Genomic DNA, 16395 nt, shown 5'->3' on the forward strand with positions numbered 1-16395 from the left:
TGTCCGTTCCTTCAAAACGCACCGGCGCGATGTCGCCGAAAAAACCTGTCGTCATGATGATCCTCCCAAAACCGTGCCGCGTCTTGGCTCAAGCAGCCTTGATCGCCGGATAAAGGCTGCGATAGCGCTCGTAAGCGTCCTCGAAGGCCGGCCGCAAAGCGCTGTCTGGCTCAACGGTGAGGTCTGTCGCCGGCGGCGTGCACACAGCCAGTGGATCAGCGCCGGTCGCGGCAATCAAGCCAAGGCGCGCCGCGCCAAACGCTGCACCAAAGTCGCCATCGGCAGGGATATCGACCGGGATCCCCAAGGCTGTCGCAATGACCTTCAACCAATAATGGGAGCGCGATCCGCCACCAATTGCCGTAACACGGCTAAGCTCCGTACCGGCCACACGCAGCGCTTCAAGACTATCGCGGAACGCGAAGGCCACGCCCTCGAGCACGGCCTGGGTCATCTCGGTCGCACCTGTTTCCTGCTCCAACCCTGAGAAAACGCCACGGATCAAAGCATCATTATGCGGCGTGCGCTCACCCGAGAGATAAGGCAGGAAGGTCACACCTGTTGGCGCCCGCAGAGTGTCGCCCAGAGGCTGCGTCAGCTCGGCAGCTTTCTTGCCCGTGATACGCGACAGCCAGTTCAGCGAATCGGTGGCCGACAGGATGACGCCCATCTGGTGCCAGGTATCCGGAAGAGCATGGCAGAAGGTGTGCACCGCGCTTGAAGCGTTAGGGAGATAGGCAGCGTTGGACGCGAACAGAACGCCTGAGGTGCCAAGCGACACGAAGGCCGACCCCGGCTTCACAGTCCCCATACCGCAGGCGGACGCTGCGTTGTCGCCCGCACCACCCGCAACAACGACGGTGCCGCCGATACCCCACGCCGAGGCCAGTTCGGGACGCAACGTGCCGCCGACTTCCGTGCCTTCCACGAGAGCGGGCATGTGGCCTTCATCGAGATCGGTCGCCGCAAGAAGATCCGACGACCACTTGCGATTAGCGACATCGAGCCATGCCGTTCCCGCAGAATCCGACATCTCCGAAATGGCTTCGCCGGTGAGCCAAAGACGCAGATAATCCTTCGGCAGGAGAACCTTGGCGACCTTAGCGAAAACGTCCGGCTCGTTTGTCTTCACCCAAGCCAGTTTCGGAGCGGTAAAGCCAGGGAAGACGATATTACCGGTGATGTCGCGGAAGCGCGGATCAGCATCCAGCGCTGCAGCTTCCCGATAAGAGCGCGTGTCGTTCCAAAGAATGCACGGGCGCAAGACCGCACCGGCAGCATCGATCAACGTCGCGCCATGCATCTGACCCGACAGACCTATGCCCTTTACTGCGGAAAGCTCCGCCGGATGCGCAGCCTTAAGCGTGCTGATCGCTTCTTCAGTGGCTCGGATCCAATGGTCCGGATCCTGCTCCGACCAACCTGAATGCGGCCGCGACACATCGAGCGAACCATTCGCCGATCCGACAATTCGCTGCTCATCATCGATAAGCAGCGCCTTAACGCCCGACGTGCCGAGATCGAGACCTAGATACATGCATTCCTCCAGCAACTCTCCGCATGAAGCTGGAGAGTTAGCGATAAGCGATGCCTCAAGCGAGGCTGTTGGGCTCTGTCATAGCAAAATGCACGAGAGCGAAAAGCAGGAACCCTGCGCTATCGAACGTTTTCTGCTTCGGAGAGTCCAAGCTCCAAGGCTCGGCGGTATCCCCACCTGAGTAGGAAGCTAGGATTTCAAGTCCGATGAGTGGCAGCTGCCTAGGAACGTATAGGCACCATCGGTCTCAAATACGCCAAAGAATTAGAGAAAGCTAATTTAGATATTCAACTTCAAGTAAGTGCAGCTGAACAAAACAGCAGGCATTTACAACCTCAGGCTCGTACTTGTGCATCTTTGTAGCTGGCATGATCTGCATCATGTCGGCGGAAGCGGATCATCAACAAAACCTCGTTCTAAAATGGAGACAGGACGAGCAGAACGACGCCTTCTTGGCCAGCAATCAGATGCGCTGCTCAGCTTCCTATTTGCAGACATTGCAGCAAGGCATAGCGCAAACATGCATAATCTACATACCGAAGGGTGGCGTACCAAACAGACCCGCCTTGAATGCCTGTTTCGCAGCGAAAGCTGTTATCCACCGTATCGAGGCTGATCCTTGTGATGGCAAACGCGTCATCCTTCATCTTGCCAACATGATGCCTCTTCCATTTCCGACGCCACGTGAATTAGCTGGCGTGCTGCTGGAATTTGGTGAAGCTTATGGAAGACGCGATTATTCGCGCGAGCAGCACGTGATTCGCAAGATCGAGGCGAAACATCTCCAACGTATCCTCTACTATGGAGAGACTGGCACCATGGTTGGTTTTGGCTCTGTGGCCGCAGCAGGTCCGCAGGATAATGATACTCGATCATATTCCGATTTCAGCGATGTCGACCAGCATATTGATGAAGACCCTTCCTATAGGGAGAGACTTGCACGGATTCGGAGCTACCAGGTCCGTCGAGCCACGCTCCGCATCGACCAGCGCCGCTGTATCATCTCACAGTATCATGTCACTTTCCGCGGCCGCCTATTGCGGTTGACGTTGTCCACCTTTGGCCGCTTGCACTTGGAGGCAAGGATGTCGTCGTCAACACGGCCGTCATGCATGTTGCTCTTCATCAGCTTTACGACCGTTTTGCTTTCACGCTCACCGACGACTTCGAAATTATCTGGGCACGCGATGCAGTTCCGGATGTTCTCACCCACGGCTTGAAGATCGGAAAACGAGCCCTCTTTCTTCGTGCTCCGCCCGATATGCCAGACATGACCAACATCCGCAGGCATAGGCAGCACTTCATGGAACTGGAAGAAGAACGCAATTTGAGGCTGTTTTAGACAGCCTCGCTTTCTATAATTGTCGGAGAAAGCCCAGGTCGTAGATTGGCGTCTCCATCGGTCTCGTTTGCTTTTGATCCGCATCCAGCGCCCCATCAACAACTGACCCTTGCCGGTCTGCCAGTGTACGTAAGCAGAGCCTACGTTTTTGAGCGTGGCACCGGTAACAGCAGCGCTGCCACCTAAAGCACTACGACGCGTGACGCACGCACATCTCATGCCATGGTCGGAATCAACCATGATCCGAGCTCCAATCAAGCTTAGTTGCGGTTAGGTCAGGCTTGGTGCTGGGCAGAGCAGAGTGTCTTCGATCGTGGCACCCGCGGCATCGGCGTATTCGAGTTTGGAGATGGTTCGGTGAACGTTCGTGGCATTGCCATATCCATGATCCGCATCCACCAGAATGGGAAAGCCGGGAGCCGCTTTGGCGAGGCGTCTTGTGAGTTCTGCCAGTTCCGTCCAGTGATGAGCGCTAAGCCATGCGCCTCAAGAAGAGCCATTGCGGCGGCCGAACCGCCAAGCATGCCAACTTCATGTCCGAGAAGATCGGCGCTGCGGACGAAAATGGGCCGAAAACACTGACCGCCCTGCTGGCAAGTTTATTTCCAAGACGTAGCGGATCCACTGAGGCTTGGATGGTCTTGCGAAGAACCGATAGCCGAACGTCCCCTTTCCTGAAGATTGTTCGATAGCTACCGGTCCGCTGTCGACAAAATCCAGATACGACTCAACTGCCGCATCGCATAATGCTGGACCGTCAGCCGAGCATGGTTGCAAGGCACTCACGTAGCATTCTTCCACTGGCTTGGGGCCAAGGTGCGTCATACGTCGTTGAGGTGGCAGGCCGATAGATGCCCTGGCGCCACTTCCTGTTTCAACGGAACTTCCGCTCGGCAACGCTCCATCGCAAACGGACACCGGGGATGGAAGTGGCAGCCGCTCGGTGGATTGAGCGGGCTTGGAAGCTCGCCTTTCACGGGCTTAAAGCGATGCTTTCCCGGCTCGATGCGCGGAATTTCAGCCAAAAGCGCCTTCGTATAGGGGTGGTTGGGACGTCGAAAGATCTCATCAACAGGAGCTTCTTCCACGATACGGCCCAGATACATGATCGCGACGCGGTCGGAGATATGTTCCACGACGCCTAGATCGTGGCTGACGAAGAGATAGGTCAGGTCGAGCTTATCACGCAGTTCCATGAACAGGTTGATGACCTGCGCCTGGATCGACACGTCGAGCGCGGCAACGCTTTCGTCGCAAACAAGGAACTTTGGCTGCACGGCAAGGGCCCGCGCGATGTTGACGCGTTGGCGCTGACCGCCTGAAAACTGGTGCGGATATCGCTTCTTCGTTTCCGGGTTGAAGCCCGCCAATGTCAAATACTTGTCGACATAGGTGTTGCGCTCGCCCGAGCGCGCTAGCCGGTGCGTTTTCGGCGCTTCCCAGATGAGTTCCTCGACCGTCATGCGCGGGTTCAGCGCGGCCATAGGATTCTGAAAAATCATCTGAGTGGCAAGCCCGTAATCGCGCCGTTGGGATGCCGACATGGCGTCTTGCTTAACGCCCTTCCACAAGACGTCGCCTTCGGTAGGTGACGTAATGCCCGCAATAACGCGACCCAAGGTCGACTTTCCGCAGCCGCTTTCGCCAACCAGACCCACGACCTCGCCGCTGCGGATGGTCAAGCTGACATCGTCGAGCGCGTGGACCACCGGCGCCGGTTTCGCAAGCTTTAGCTTGAGCGCGATCTTGGCGGCCAAATCTGGCTTCGGGCCGAAGCGCTGCGAGATGTTGCGCGCCTCGATCAGGGGCGTCTGCGTCGCCGGCATCATGCGACCTCTTTCATAACGGGATGGATGCAGCGGAACGAGCGATCCTCTTCGGGAATGAGGCCCGGCATGATGCGGCACGCTTCAGTTGCCCGATCGCATCGGGTCCGAAAACTGCAGCCTTCCGGCAGACGGTTGATCGGCGGCGTCATGCCCCTGATTTGATGCAGCGGTTCGCCACGCCGGTTTTGCGACGGAACGGATGCGATCAGTCCGGCCGTATAGGGGTGACGAGGATCGGTCAGCACCTTGCCCACTGGGCCGGTTTCGACGAGGCGGCCGGCATACATGACGGCGATGTCATCGGCCAGGCGGGACACGATGGCCAGATCATGCGTGATCCAGACTACCGCGGTGTTGGACTCTTCCGCGAGCCTTTGAAACTCGTAGATGATCTGGCTCTGGATTGTTACGTCCAGCGCTGTTGTCGGCTCGTCCGCGATGATCAGGTCTGGCTGGTGCAGCAGCGCGATCGCAATTGCCACACGCTGCCGCATGCCACCGGAAAACTGGTGCGGATAGGCCGACAGCCGTTCTTCCGGGCTCGGAATGCCCACCAGCCCTAGGGCGTCGCGTGATCGTTGACGCGCAACTTCCTTGGAAACCTTGTCATGCGCCTGAACGGCTTCAACCATCTGCGTGCCGATGGTGAGAACCGGGTTCAGCGTCATCATCGGGTCCTGAAACACCATCGCAATGCGCTTGCCGCGCAGCTGCCGCATCTCTTCTTCAGAACAGCTCGCGATGTCCGTTCCGTCGAAGAGGATGCGTCCCCCTGCAATTCGGCCGGGCCTTTCGAGAAGGCGCAGAATGGAGAAGCCCGTCACGGATTTGCCGGATCCCGATTCACCAACCAGGCCGAGAACCTTGCCGCGTGACACGGTGAAGGAAACGTCGTTGACGGCTTTCAGGCCAGGATGACCACCGCCACCTCCGAACTCCGTGACCAAATTGCTTACCTGCAGCAACGCACTCATGACGCGTTCCTCGGGTTCAGAACATCGCGGAGACGGTCACCGACAAGGTTGATCGACACAATTGTGACCAGCAGTGCGATGCCTGGGAAGAAGCTGATCCAATAGAGGCCGGTGAGGAGATACTGATATCCAGTAGAGATCAGCATGCCGAGCGACGGCTCGGTCACGGACGCGCCGAGACCGAGGAACGACAGTGTCGCTTCCAGACCGATCGCGCGAGCCACCTGCATCGTTGCAATGACGATCACCGGCGCAAGACAGTTCGGCAGAAGATGCTTGAAGAGGATGCGCCAGCCTGGAAGGCGCAGCATGCGCGCGGCTTCGACATATTCCTTTTCACGCTCGACGAGCGCCGTGCTTCGAACGGTACGAGCGTAGGTAGCCCATTCCGCGATGATGAGCGCGATCACGACGTTGATGACGCCCTTGCCGAGAATGGCCAGCATCATCAGCGCCATCAGGATGGTTGGGAAAGACAACTGCAGGTCGACGAGCCGCATGATCACGGTTTCGGTACGTCGGCCCATATAGGCAGCAAACAAACCTGCGGTCGTACCGATAATGGCGGCTGCAAAGGCCGACAGAACACCAACCATCAGCGATGTCCGCAGGCCGTAAAGCATGCCGGAAAGGATATCGCGGCCCTGACTGTCGGTGCCCAGATAATAGACCATTCCGGTCATCGATTCCGACCCCGGGGCCAACCGTCCATCCATGATGTCGAGTTGCATCAGGTCGTAAGGGTTTTGCGGCGAGATCCAGGGCGCGAAGACCGCCAGACCGCAGATCACGATCAGCGTGACGAAGCCGATTACCGCCGCCGGTGACTTGAAGAATTCGGAGACGCCCTTGGCTAGCCGGCCAGGTTCTGGGGCCGCAGCGGGGACGGTTTGATCCTGTACGTTCGATTCCGACATGGGTCAGGCCTTTGCGTCCAGCCGGACCCGCGGATCCAGGATGGTGTAGCAGATGTCGATGATGAAGTTGAGGACGACGAACAGCACGACCATCATCATGAGGTAGGCGACGATCACCGGGCGATCGAGCAAGTTGATGGAGTCGATAATCAGCTTGCCCATGCCGGGCCATGCAAAGATGCTTTCGGTAACAACCGAGAAGGCGATCAGAGAGCCGAATTCCAGACCGATAATGGTGACCACGGGGATCATCAGGTTCTTCAAAACATGCACCCCGATGACCCGGCTTTCACGGACACCCTTGGCGCGAGCGAACTTGATGTAATCCTGTGGCAGAACCTCCTGCACGCCAGCGCGGGTCAGCCTGAGAATGAGGGAGGTCTTGAACAAAGCAAGATTGAAGGCTGGCAGCAGAAGATGCCGCAAACCTTCTCCGGTCAGGAAGGACCACTGCGTTCCCAGCAGTTCCATGGTCGGGCCCCGGCCGTTCGTCGGCAACCAGCCCAGCTCAACCGAAAACACCATGATCAGCATCAATCCCACCCAGAAGGTGGGGAGCGAGAAACCCAGGATCGAGGCCGACATGATCAGCTTCGAGGAAACGCGTTTAGGGTAGAGCCCGGCGTAGAGGCCCAGCGGCAGGCCGACAACAAGGGCGATGCCCAAGGCGGTGATCGCCAATTCCAGGGTTGCCGGCATGCGCTCAAGGATGAGCCCAAGCGCTGGTCGTCCATAAACAAAGCTGTCGCCAAAATCGCCATGCAACAGTCCCTGGAGGAACATCAGGTACTGCTTCCAGATCGGCTGATCGAGGCCATAATGCGCGATAACACGCGCCCGCTCGGCTTGATTGGCATCTGGATTGATGAGGATGTCGACGGGATTGCCGATCACGTTGACGCCGATAAAGACGATAATAGTCATCGCCAGAATGACGAACAGCGCCTGGATCAACCGCCGGATGATGGATGTGACCATGGAACCTCTCTCAGGCGACGGAGATCGCCATTCCATCGCGCTGCGGATCGGCCGCGCCGGTGGACAGGCCGTTTTCGATCTTGATGGCGTGAACCGCCGCAAAAGCGTAGGTCTGCGGTGACCGCGCGATCTTGTAACCTTGTGCGACCAGTTCAGCTTCGACGGAATGGCGGATACGGTTGCAGATATCCATCGTGTTCGAAACGCCGACGATCCTTGGTGCCGATACAGCTTCGAGGACAGGCATGTCGAAGTCGATCATGTTCATCAGGCATTGCGCCACCGCCGGAGCGATATAGCTGCCTCCCGGCGCGCCGATGACGACGGATGGCTTGTCGTCCTTGAAGACGATGGTGGGCGCGGCGGAGCTTGGACGCCGCTTGCCCGGGGCGATCGAGCCGGCCTTTCCAGGCACCGGATTAAAGCGGCTCATCGTCCCGTTATACATGAAGCCGAGACCGTTGGTGATGGCTCCGGATGGGCTGCCCAGCGTATGGGTCATCGCAACGGCATTGCCGTCCTTGTCGATGACCGAGATGTGCGTGGTATCGCGCTGCGAACGGTCGAGACGGTCGACATTGGCAATGTCTCCAGCCTTGATCGCTTCGGCGTGCGCCTGCGCATGGTCCCTCGACAACAGCGTCTCGTAGGGAACATCGACATAGGTGGGGTCGCCCATATGCGCGTCCTTGTCGATCGTCATGCGTTTCATGGCTTCAAACAGGATGCGCAGGTGTTCTGCGCTGCCATGCTGCATCGAGCCGACGTCGAATTCCCCCATGATGTGGAGGAACTCCAGCATCGGGAAACCTGATCCGGGAGGCGGCGATGTGGCGATCCGGTTGCCGCGATACTCGCCCCAGATCGGCGCGACGCGGGACAGTTCGTACTTCGTCAGATCCTCCGACCCGATCAACCCGCCATTCGCTTTGAAGTCGGCGGCGATCTGGTCGGCCAGCTCGCCATGGTAGAAAATGTCCGATCCGCCGCTTCTGGCGATCCGCTCCAGCGTGTCGGCCATATCCTTGTTGACGAGCAAGTCGCCGACATTGCGAAGCGAGCCATCCTCGTGGAAATAAACGCGGCGTCCCGTTTCAGAAAAGCGCAGCTTGTCCAGCGTATTGGCAAAGCCGTCGTTGGACTGGTCCTTCGACCAGTACCAATGCATGTGGTTGCGGATCATGAAGCCGTCGCGCGCGAGCCGGACGGCAGGGTTGATCAGGTCAGCCCAATCGAACGTGCCGTAATCCCTCAGCGCGGTCTCGTAGCCCTTGAGCGATCCCGGCGTGCAGACGGCGAGGTAGCCGATATCAGAAATGTTGCCGTCCAGAACATAGCCAAAGCCATCTCGGCTTTGATGCTTGATCTTGTCCAGCCACATGTCCGGTGTCGCCTTCAATGGCGCACGGGCATAAAACTCCAGGATCTCGTGTACGCCCTTCTTGGGCATATAGACGTGCATCGAGCCAAAGCCGCCGATGCCTGCCATCTGCGGATCGACCACGCCTTGAACGAAGGCGCAGGCGAGAGCTGCGTCAACGGCGTTGCCTCCACGCTCGAGAACCTCGGCGCCGGCTTCAACCGCCTCCGGTTGGGGAGCGACAATCGTTGCGTTCTTCATTTCTGGCGCCGCTCGCTCAGCACTTTCGTTAAGAAGGCTTTGACGTGACCGAGCACCTTGATGCGGTCGTGGGACACGCCCTTCACGACATCCAGGGTGACCTGAACGCCTGCCTCACGGAATGACTGAGCAAGCGCCGAAAGGCGTTCCGGCCGAGTCTGCCCTGCATCGTTGGCGCCTTCCATGTAGTAGCGGCCGCCTGGCTTATGGGTAATTTCCCAGTTTTCCAGGTCGGCGTCCCCTACAACCATCTGGACCGGGATCTTGGCGAGTTCCTCCGGCTTGAACGGCTTTCCAAAGCGGGCTTCCAGATCGCGCACGCCCACCCACCAGTCGCGGGTCGGATCAAGCAGCGTGACCGAACCGGGTGCGCCTACGGAGGCAGCCCACAGCTTTTCTGGATGCAGGATCGCGAAACGATGCGTGAAATGTCCACCGCCCGAAAAGCCGAACATGGCGAAGGTCGACCAGTCTTGCCCGTACTTCTCAGCCATCTCCTCGACCATGGCGATCACAGCCTGATCGTACCGGATGTCCCCTTCTTCCAGGAACTTGTAGCCTGAGCGAGCGCCATCGCCGAAGACTCCGACTGGAAAGATGGGAGCTAGAATGGCGCAATCGTTATAGAGGCCGAATTCGGCAAAGCCGTTCAGGAAATCGAAGGCCGACGTCCGGCTGGTTCCATGCACCGCAACCAGCAGATCAAGCTTGCGGCCTTCGGAGGCCGTCGGCGGAATATAAAGGGCCAGGTGAAGCCGCGGATCGCTCTTGGACGCGAAGATTGCCGTATGGCCATAGTCATAGACGGCCTTCGCGCGGGCAATCGCCTCGCCCGTTCCGAGTTCCTGCATGGATGTCTCCTGGGATAAGCCTGGGATGATCGGGGGCTGCCTGAACGCAGCCCCCGATCAAGATCAGTTCTCTGGCTTCACTTCGTAGGCGAGCGTGTATTTGTCACCGCGCGGAGCGTAGGACACGCTCTTCTTTGCACCGAGAACGACGTTCTCGTAGTGCATGGGAAGGAGCCAGAGGTTGTTGAACGTCTGTGTGGACAGCTCTTCCAGCAACGGCTTACGTTCCGCTTCGTCGAGGGTGGAGCTTGCCTTGGCCAGGACTTCATCGATCTTCGGATCGGAAATGCCACCGCCATTGTACCGACCAGTGCCCTTCTTCTCATCGCGTGTGGCAACAAGGGCGACCGTCGGGTTCGTTGTCTCGCCAGTGTTGACGCCCCAGGCACCGAAGAAGAAACTGAAGTCGCCGCTGGAGTACTTGTCGGAGTACATCGCCCACGGCAGCACCTCGACCTTGGACTTGATGCCGATCCGCGTGAACATCTGGCCGACAGCCTGCAAAATCTCGGCATCCTTGACGTAGCGCCCGGCCGGACCATGCAAGGTCAGGCTGAACCCATCAGGATAGCCTGCCTCTGCGAGAAGCGCCTTGGCTGCAGCAGGATCGTAGGCGACCTTCTCAACCTTGTCCGAATGCCCGGCATAACCTTCAGCAACGAACTGGTCGGCGACCGTGCCGTTCTTTTGCATGATGCGCTCAACGATCGCATCACGGTTGATCGACATCAGCAGGGCCTTGCGGACCCGCTCGTCCTTGAAGGGATTCTTGTCGAGCGGTGAGCCATCTGCTGCGGTCGCGAAAGCAGCAACGTCGCGACTGACATCCAAGCCGAGATACGCAAATCGGGACGACTGCCCATTGATGATCTGCAAATTGCCGCTCGATGCAACACGCTCCATGCCATCTGCCGGGAGGGTCTCGATGATGTCGATTTCGTTGGACAAGAGTGAAGCCAAACGTGCGCCGTCGTCCGGCAGGAAGCGCAAGGTGACGTTAGACCAATGTGATGCGCCAGCGAAGTAGCTGTCGTTGCGCTTGACTGTCAGGTTGCTGCCCGGCTGGTACGACACGAAAGAATAAGCGCCGGTTCCGATGGCGCATTTGCCATTGTCGAAGTCTTGAACCGGAGCGTCCTTGCAATCTGCGCTAATGATGCGGATGCGGCTGACGGAGTTCAGCAGAAGCGGATCGGGCACCTTGGTTTCGATAACGATCGTCAGCGGATCTTTGGCCGTCACATTGGTGATGTTGCGGGTATATGACGCAAAACCTTGGCTTGGCTTGTCGCGGGCACGAAGAAGAGAGGCGACGACATCATCGGCATTGAAGTCGCTGCCATCATGGAATTTGACGCCCTCGCGCAGTTTGAACTCCCAATGGGTATCGTCGACGGCCTTCCAATCCGTAGCGAGTTCCGGCTCATTGCTGGATTTGCCCGTGAGATTGATGAGGCTGTCCCAGATGTGGCGCGACGTGGCATTGTTTGGCGCGGAACTATCCTCATGCGGGTCGAGCGTCGTCGGTGTCGTCGACATGCCGATCGTCAGCGGCGTTTCCTGTGCAGAAGCCATTGCAGGAATAGCGATCGTGCCGAGCAGCGCGATCGCTGCCCGCTGTAAGACTTTGGCGGTCATTGGTTCCATCCCAGTTCTAGGTTCGTTCCGATCTCAGCAGATCGGCTAAAGCGGGTTCCCGACCGCTCATAGGGATGATTGGTAACCGGCGGAAAAGAAGGCTGTCAAACCAGAATCATGAGTGTTACGTACACCGTAACCGGCTTACGATGGCTTTTTCGCCACGATCTAAGTTGACCGAGAGAGACATCATGCCCCTAGAGAAAGCACCGGAAAGCGGCGTTCTTCAATCAGTTAACGTATGTCTCGACGTCTTGTTAAGCGTGGCACAAACTCCTGACGTTCGACTAACAGAGATTGCCCGCTCATTGGGTGAGACCAAGCCAAGAATTTTGCGGATGTTACGCACAATGGAACGGCGTGGGCTGGTGAGGAAGAGCGAAGCTGGAACCTATCGCCTTGGCACGACAGCGATCGTCATTGGGACGGCGGCATCGACGCAGGTTGATCTGGTACGTATCGCAAATCCGATCCTTGAAGAGGTCGGTCAGAAGGCGAATGAAACGACGCAGCTCCGTATCATCGACAACGGTGAGTCCCTCTGCATCGCGAAGTTTGAACCGATGCGGGACTTGCGGGTGCAGGCTATGATCGGACGGCGTCGGCCTTTGAGCGCAGGTTCCTACAAAGTTCTGCTCGCCTTCCTACACCCGCAAGTTCAGTCGCAGATGATCCCGGAAGTGCTTCCTCGGTTAACTAAGCGAACCATCACTGACCGCGCTAAGCTGATCGCGGAATTGGATAAGATCCGAAATCAGGGCTTTTGTGTCAGTTACGGGGAAGTCAGCGAACAGCTTGTTTCCGTATCGGTGCCGGTTCTTGCTTTCGACGGGTCGGTGATCGCGGCTGTCAACGTAGGTGCTCCAGCCTTCCGCACACAAAGGAGCGATGTCGACCGCTTCATCCTGTTGTTGAAAGACGCCGCCCGTAAGATCTCGGCCGGGCTGGGCTGGTAGGCTCAAATGTCGGATGCTGCGCCAAGTATGACAGGCAGTAGGGTCGGCGCATCGGCAGAGAAAGATGGCACGGTGTTAAAGATTAACCCGTGAAGCTACCAAGAAGGCAAGGCTCCAACTGATCCTATGTATGCCAAAACTAATAAAACCAACTAAGCCTACAACGAACAAAGATGTTTACGAGCCGTTTTCTCTATCAGGCGACATCGGGTTCGCCATGTTCGCTGCTGCCCAAGTTAACCTAAGCGGCCAGTTCGCCTTCTTCCATCTATCCATCAACAAATTGGTAGATTTTTAGCCGCAAGGCAATCCTGACTGACTCGATGCAAGTTTGCAACATCTTCAGGGTATTTGACCAAAGGCATCAAGCAAGTCGATCCACAATAGACATCTCAGAAGTCAGATGTTTGAAGTAGTCGCTGTTGTCCTGTGCGGAGTTGTGCGGTGCGTCTTAGGCTAAGACTCGTTTCGACGGTCGCCGTCACGGCGGCGACGTTAACCTGTACCTCTTATGCTTACAGCGGAAACGTTGGACCACAAGCGCGGGCATCTTTGCCTATCGATCGCTCTTATCTTCACTCGGTCGCCCTTAGACCTCCTGAAAGCTCAACCCTCTGGTTGATCATCTCCAGTCGTCCCACCGCGAGTGAAGCGATCGGTCTGGCAATGTCTTACGGTCGAACACTCGGTCCGCTTCTGGTTGTGGAAAGCCGCAACGGTGTGTTCGCTATCTTGGCCGGGACTTTAAAGGCAGATAAGGCCAAAGCGAATCTTGAAGCTCTCATTGGTCTGCGCCTCATCCCGGATGATGCTTTTCTATCAAAGGGCGACAGCCTCCAGAACGTTGTCTGGCATAGCTACGAACCCAATTCGTCGCTCGACCTGATGAACCAGCAGACCTATCTGTCGTCGGTGCGGCGCCTGCAGGCCTCAATGAGCCGCCTCTCTTTCTATAATGGTCCCGTCGACGGACTGATCGGCCCGTCGACGGTGACGGCATTCCGTCGCTATTTGGCAGCTTTTGGAACGCCTCCCGGCGACCTTCTGACAGACGTCAGCTTGGCCGAGATCGAACGCAATGCAGGCGATGGCTTCCGAAGTGAAGAAGAACGCCGAATGGCAAATTCATCTGGCTTCGATGATGCGCAATCTTTTACGGAAGCGCGGAAGGGCGGCTTTCCTACCGAAGTCATCTTCCGGCAGGCCAAGACCCTCGGCTTCTCAACTCAGCGTGACTACGAAGCTGCGAGCCAAGGAGGCTTCAGCAACAACGATGAGTACCTGCAGGCTCAACAAGGGGGCTTCGTCTCCGCCTACCAGATGAAGGCTGCACAAAGAATTGGAGCCCGATCCAAGGCAGAGTACGAGAGCTTCCAGTCATCCGGTTTTGATACGATCGGCGAGTACCGCACAGCTCTACAAGGAGGCTATTCTGACAAGGCGTCCTTCGCGAAGGCGGAGGCAGCCAAGCTCAAGGCTGCGCGAGCTTCTGCTGAGGTCATGCTTTCCGATGCCGAGGCCTTTTTAAAACTTAATCGCGATATACCCAACATCGTGGAAATAGCGGATCGGGCGTCTACCCTTTCGGCAGAGATCAAGTCAGGTGGCGCAGCTTCGCTCGAAGCCTCGACTGCGCGATTTGCCAGCCTGCTTTCGGATGTTCCAGGCTTTCCTCCATTTTCGGAAGTGCGGAAGAACGAACGCGCCGAAGCGCGCAACGCAGAGGTGCTGTCGATCCTTGCTGAGTTGAGAACAACCAAGGATCTCCTGTCTCGTTGGGCGTCGACCCATCTCACGTCGCCCAAGCTGCCGGATGTCGTCGGCGAGCTGAAGGCCGTCGATGCCGTGCTTGGCTCGAACGACCTGGATGCGCTTTCAGAAGCGCGCGATGGGGTGCGTTCGTTGATTACATCGCGCAATCTTGAGGCAGATCTGAACGAGCTGAGAGTTGCGTCGAACGAAGACAAGGGCCAGTCTCCTGCGGCAAGAGCGCCAGTAACGGTCACAAACGCCAACAAGGTTCTCCTTGAAGGCTCCCTGGACGATGTCGCCGTGCTGTACAACGCCAGCCCGACTGCGCCGTCGCTGCTGAGGACCCTCACCGGAAACTACTCGCTTACGAAAGGAACAGCTGCGGTCTGTCTGCTGGGTATGGATCGTACAGCTTCCCTTGAACGCGTGCTTCGTGCCGCTGTGGCGCCTCTGGGTGGGAAGGTGGTGGCGATCAGCGGTACCGCCTGCAGCGCGGAAACCCTCAAGGAAGTTGACCTTTTGCTTATTCAAAAGCGGAAGTTCAGCGAAGCGCAGACAAGCCTAGCCATGGGGATTCTCGACGCTCTTGAACGTGGTGTCGTAAAGCCGTTCGAGCCCATTCAGTTTGCTGAACTAAAGGCGCGGTTGGACCGTGACGACGCGTTTGTCGCAGGCCTTGCCCGCGATGTGCAGCAAGGATCGCGGGAGGGCTATGGCAGCATTTTCTTGGACGGGCGGGCTAATACGATCTGCGCCGTGATTGAACAGGAGCGCGAACTGCACGAAGGCAAGCTCCGCGAGCTTGCCGAGTTTGCCGGGCTCGCTCCTCCATTCGAGGATCGCGTCAGGATCGAGAGTCTCGACGTCGGCTACGAATTCCTGCGCAAAGGCCAGTGCGAGGTTTTCTACGGCAGCAGGGCCTCGCTGAAAATGGTCGTCGATGCGCTGGAGCGCGACGGCATCACGTTCTCCTATGCACCCGTCTGGCTGGAGCAAAGTGAACTGGCAGCAGCAGAGAGCGCTTTGAAGATGGCTCGTGAAGAAGCAGTCCGCGCAGCTGAAGCAAGGCGGGTGGCTCTTGAGGAAGAGCAAAGGATCGAAGCTCAACGCCTCCGCGAGGAACAGGAGACACGTGCTACGAGGCAGCTCGAACTTCAGTCTTCCAACAGGGCCGCTGCTACGGCTGCCATAAACCGGTTTACGGGAGGCCTGCGAGAGGTCGTTCTTCAGGAGCCTGCAAACCGTAGCGAACCGTCGGCGATCGACGTCAAACAGGTCTTTCCTTCATTTACAGGATGGAAGAGCGACCTGCAGTCCAGCGGCTGGGAACCGCGTGATCTCCAGGTGGCAATCCAGGATTACGGCGTGGTGAATTGGAAGGGCCGGAACCTTGAAGCCATTGTTCTTCGGGCGACGGTCAAGCTCGCCAGTGCCGAGCGTGGCGAGTACAGGGACGAATGCTTTCTGCTCGGCGCCGTTCTTGATGAGGAATTTAGTGTGGTTCGAGATCCCGTTGAGGCGGGCTGCGACGAGACCGCGGTTGACGTCTGGCGCACGGGCCATCAGCTCAAGAGCCTTTGGCTTGCCGAACCAAGATAAACTCGCTGCAGAGGCTGCCAGCTGATGATCTATTCGATAAAAACTGCACGAAAATCGTTCACGTTCGTACCCGTGGGTCCGGTCACGAAGAGATCCCCTAGCGCATCGAAGGCAGAATAACTGTCGTTTTGATCAAGCAACCGTTCGGCATCTAAACCTAGGCCGCGCAAGCGTTGGACAGTGGTTCCATCAGCGAATGCACCTGCATTGTTCTCGGATCCGTCGCGACCGTCTGTGTCTGCTGCAAGCGCCGTCACAGAGGGCATCCCCTCTACACCGATCGCCCACGACAGCAAGAACTCGGTGTTGCGCCCACCCCTACCCTTGCCGCGCATCGTGACGGTCGTTTCTCCACCTGACAGCAGGACCACAGGTGCTGATACCGACAGGCTCTTACTTCT

Annotated in this window: 12 protein-coding genes and 1 pseudogene; 3 read left to right on the forward strand and 10 right to left on the reverse strand. The window is 57.7% G+C overall.

Annotated elements, in window-relative coordinates; genetic code table 11:
* Positions 1–88 precede the first annotated feature (88 nt).
* Positions 89–1537, reverse strand: a complete 1449-nt coding sequence (gene xylB / locus RTX98_RS07650) for a xylulokinase (RefSeq protein ID WP_312795728.1) — start codon at positions 1535–1537, stop codon at positions 89–91.
* Between the two features lie 380 nt (positions 1538–1917).
* On the opposite strand from xylB, the gene RTX98_RS07655 reads away from it, so the two are divergent.
* Positions 1918–2757, forward strand: coding sequence for a hypothetical protein (locus RTX98_RS07655; RefSeq protein WP_312795729.1), 840 nt, complete (start codon positions 1918–1920; stop codon positions 2755–2757).
* Positions 2758–3173: 416 nt separating this feature from the next.
* Here the strand turns inward: RTX98_RS07655 and RTX98_RS07660 are convergent.
* The 8 genes and pseudogenes from RTX98_RS07660 to RTX98_RS07695 form a co-directional block, all read right to left on the reverse strand.
* Positions 3174–3403 (reverse strand): annotated as a pseudogene (locus tag RTX98_RS07660) (isocitrate lyase/phosphoenolpyruvate mutase family protein); the annotation flags it as partial.
* Positions 3404–3700: 297 nt separating this feature from the next.
* On the reverse strand, positions 3701–4705 hold the full coding sequence (locus tag RTX98_RS07665; RefSeq protein WP_312795778.1) for an ABC transporter ATP-binding protein: 1005 nt from the start codon (positions 4703–4705) through the stop codon (positions 3701–3703).
* A complete protein-coding gene (locus RTX98_RS07670; protein ID WP_312795730.1) occupies positions 4705–5682 on the reverse strand; it encodes an ABC transporter ATP-binding protein in 978 nt (325 codons plus the stop codon). The genes RTX98_RS07665 and RTX98_RS07670 overlap by 1 nt, the downstream gene beginning before the upstream one ends.
* On the reverse strand, positions 5679–6599 hold the full coding sequence (locus RTX98_RS07675) for an ABC transporter permease (RefSeq protein ID WP_312795731.1): 921 nt from the start codon (positions 6597–6599) through the stop codon (positions 5679–5681). The genes RTX98_RS07670 and RTX98_RS07675 overlap by 4 nt, the downstream gene beginning before the upstream one ends.
* 3 nt (positions 6600–6602) lie before the next feature.
* Positions 6603–7577, reverse strand: coding sequence for an ABC transporter permease (locus RTX98_RS07680; protein ID WP_312795732.1), 975 nt, complete (start codon positions 7575–7577; stop codon positions 6603–6605).
* Positions 7578–7587: 10 nt separating this feature from the next.
* Positions 7588–9198 carry a gamma-glutamyltransferase gene (gene ggt, locus RTX98_RS07685; RefSeq protein ID WP_312795733.1) on the reverse strand — a complete coding sequence of 537 codons (1611 nt, stop codon included), beginning with the start codon at positions 9196–9198 and terminating at the stop codon, positions 7588–7590.
* Positions 9195–10049, reverse strand: a complete 855-nt coding sequence (locus tag RTX98_RS07690; RefSeq protein WP_312795734.1) for an alpha/beta hydrolase — start codon at positions 10047–10049, stop codon at positions 9195–9197. Before RTX98_RS07690 ends, ggt begins: the two co-directional genes overlap by 4 nt.
* Before the next feature lie 63 nt (positions 10050–10112).
* Positions 10113–11687, reverse strand: a complete 1575-nt coding sequence (locus RTX98_RS07695) for an ABC transporter substrate-binding protein (RefSeq protein ID WP_312795735.1) — start codon at positions 11685–11687, stop codon at positions 10113–10115.
* Between the two features lie 191 nt (positions 11688–11878).
* Here RTX98_RS07695 and RTX98_RS07700 point away from each other — a divergent pair, with 191 nt between their 5' ends.
* Positions 11879–12643: an IclR family transcriptional regulator gene (locus tag RTX98_RS07700; protein ID WP_312795736.1), complete on the forward strand. Its 765-nt coding sequence runs from the start codon at positions 11879–11881 to the stop codon at positions 12641–12643.
* Positions 12644–13261: 618 nt separating this feature from the next.
* On the forward strand, positions 13262–15994 hold the full coding sequence (locus RTX98_RS07705; RefSeq protein WP_312795737.1) for a hypothetical protein: 2733 nt from the start codon (positions 13262–13264) through the stop codon (positions 15992–15994).
* A 29-nt stretch (positions 15995–16023) separates the two neighbouring features.
* Here RTX98_RS07705 and RTX98_RS07710 read toward each other — a convergent pair.
* Positions 16024–16395, reverse strand: a 372-nt coding sequence (locus tag RTX98_RS07710; protein ID WP_312795738.1) for an MOFRL family protein, incomplete at its 5' end; no start/stop codon positions are given.

Source organism: Tianweitania sp., from assembly GCF_032053605.1.
Classification (GTDB): Bacteria; Pseudomonadota; Alphaproteobacteria; order Rhizobiales; family Rhizobiaceae; genus Tianweitania.

Bases quoted from the DNA above. Each gene is read 5' to 3' on its own strand.
- RTX98_RS07670 (WP_312795730.1), bottom strand. From the start codon at position 5,682: ATGAGTGCGTTGCTGCAGGTAAGCAATTTGGTCACGGAGTTCGGAGGT.
- RTX98_RS07695 (WP_312795735.1), bottom strand. From the start codon at position 11,687: ATGACCGCCAAAGTCTTACAGCGGGCAGCGATCGCGCTGCTCGGCACG.
- RTX98_RS07675 (WP_312795731.1), bottom strand. From the start codon at position 6,599: ATGTCGGAATCGAACGTACAGGATCAAACCGTCCCCGCTGCGGCCCCA.
- RTX98_RS07700 (WP_312795736.1), top strand. From the start codon at position 11,879: ATGCCCCTAGAGAAAGCACCGGAAAGCGGCGTTCTTCAATCAGTTAAC.
- RTX98_RS07680 (WP_312795732.1), bottom strand. From the start codon at position 7,577: ATGGTCACATCCATCATCCGGCGGTTGATCCAGGCGCTGTTCGTCATT.
- xylB (WP_312795728.1), bottom strand. From the start codon at position 1,537: ATGTATCTAGGTCTCGATCTCGGCACGTCGGGCGTTAAGGCGCTGCTT.
- ggt (WP_312795733.1), bottom strand. From the start codon at position 9,198: ATGAAGAACGCAACGATTGTCGCTCCCCAACCGGAGGCGGTTGAAGCC.
- RTX98_RS07665 (WP_312795778.1), bottom strand. From the start codon at position 4,705: ATGCCGGCGACGCAGACGCCCCTGATCGAGGCGCGCAACATCTCGCAG.
- RTX98_RS07690 (WP_312795734.1), bottom strand. From the start codon at position 10,049: ATGCAGGAACTCGGAACGGGCGAGGCGATTGCCCGCGCGAAGGCCGTC.
- RTX98_RS07655 (WP_312795729.1), top strand. From the start codon at position 1,918: ATGTCGGCGGAAGCGGATCATCAACAAAACCTCGTTCTAAAATGGAGA.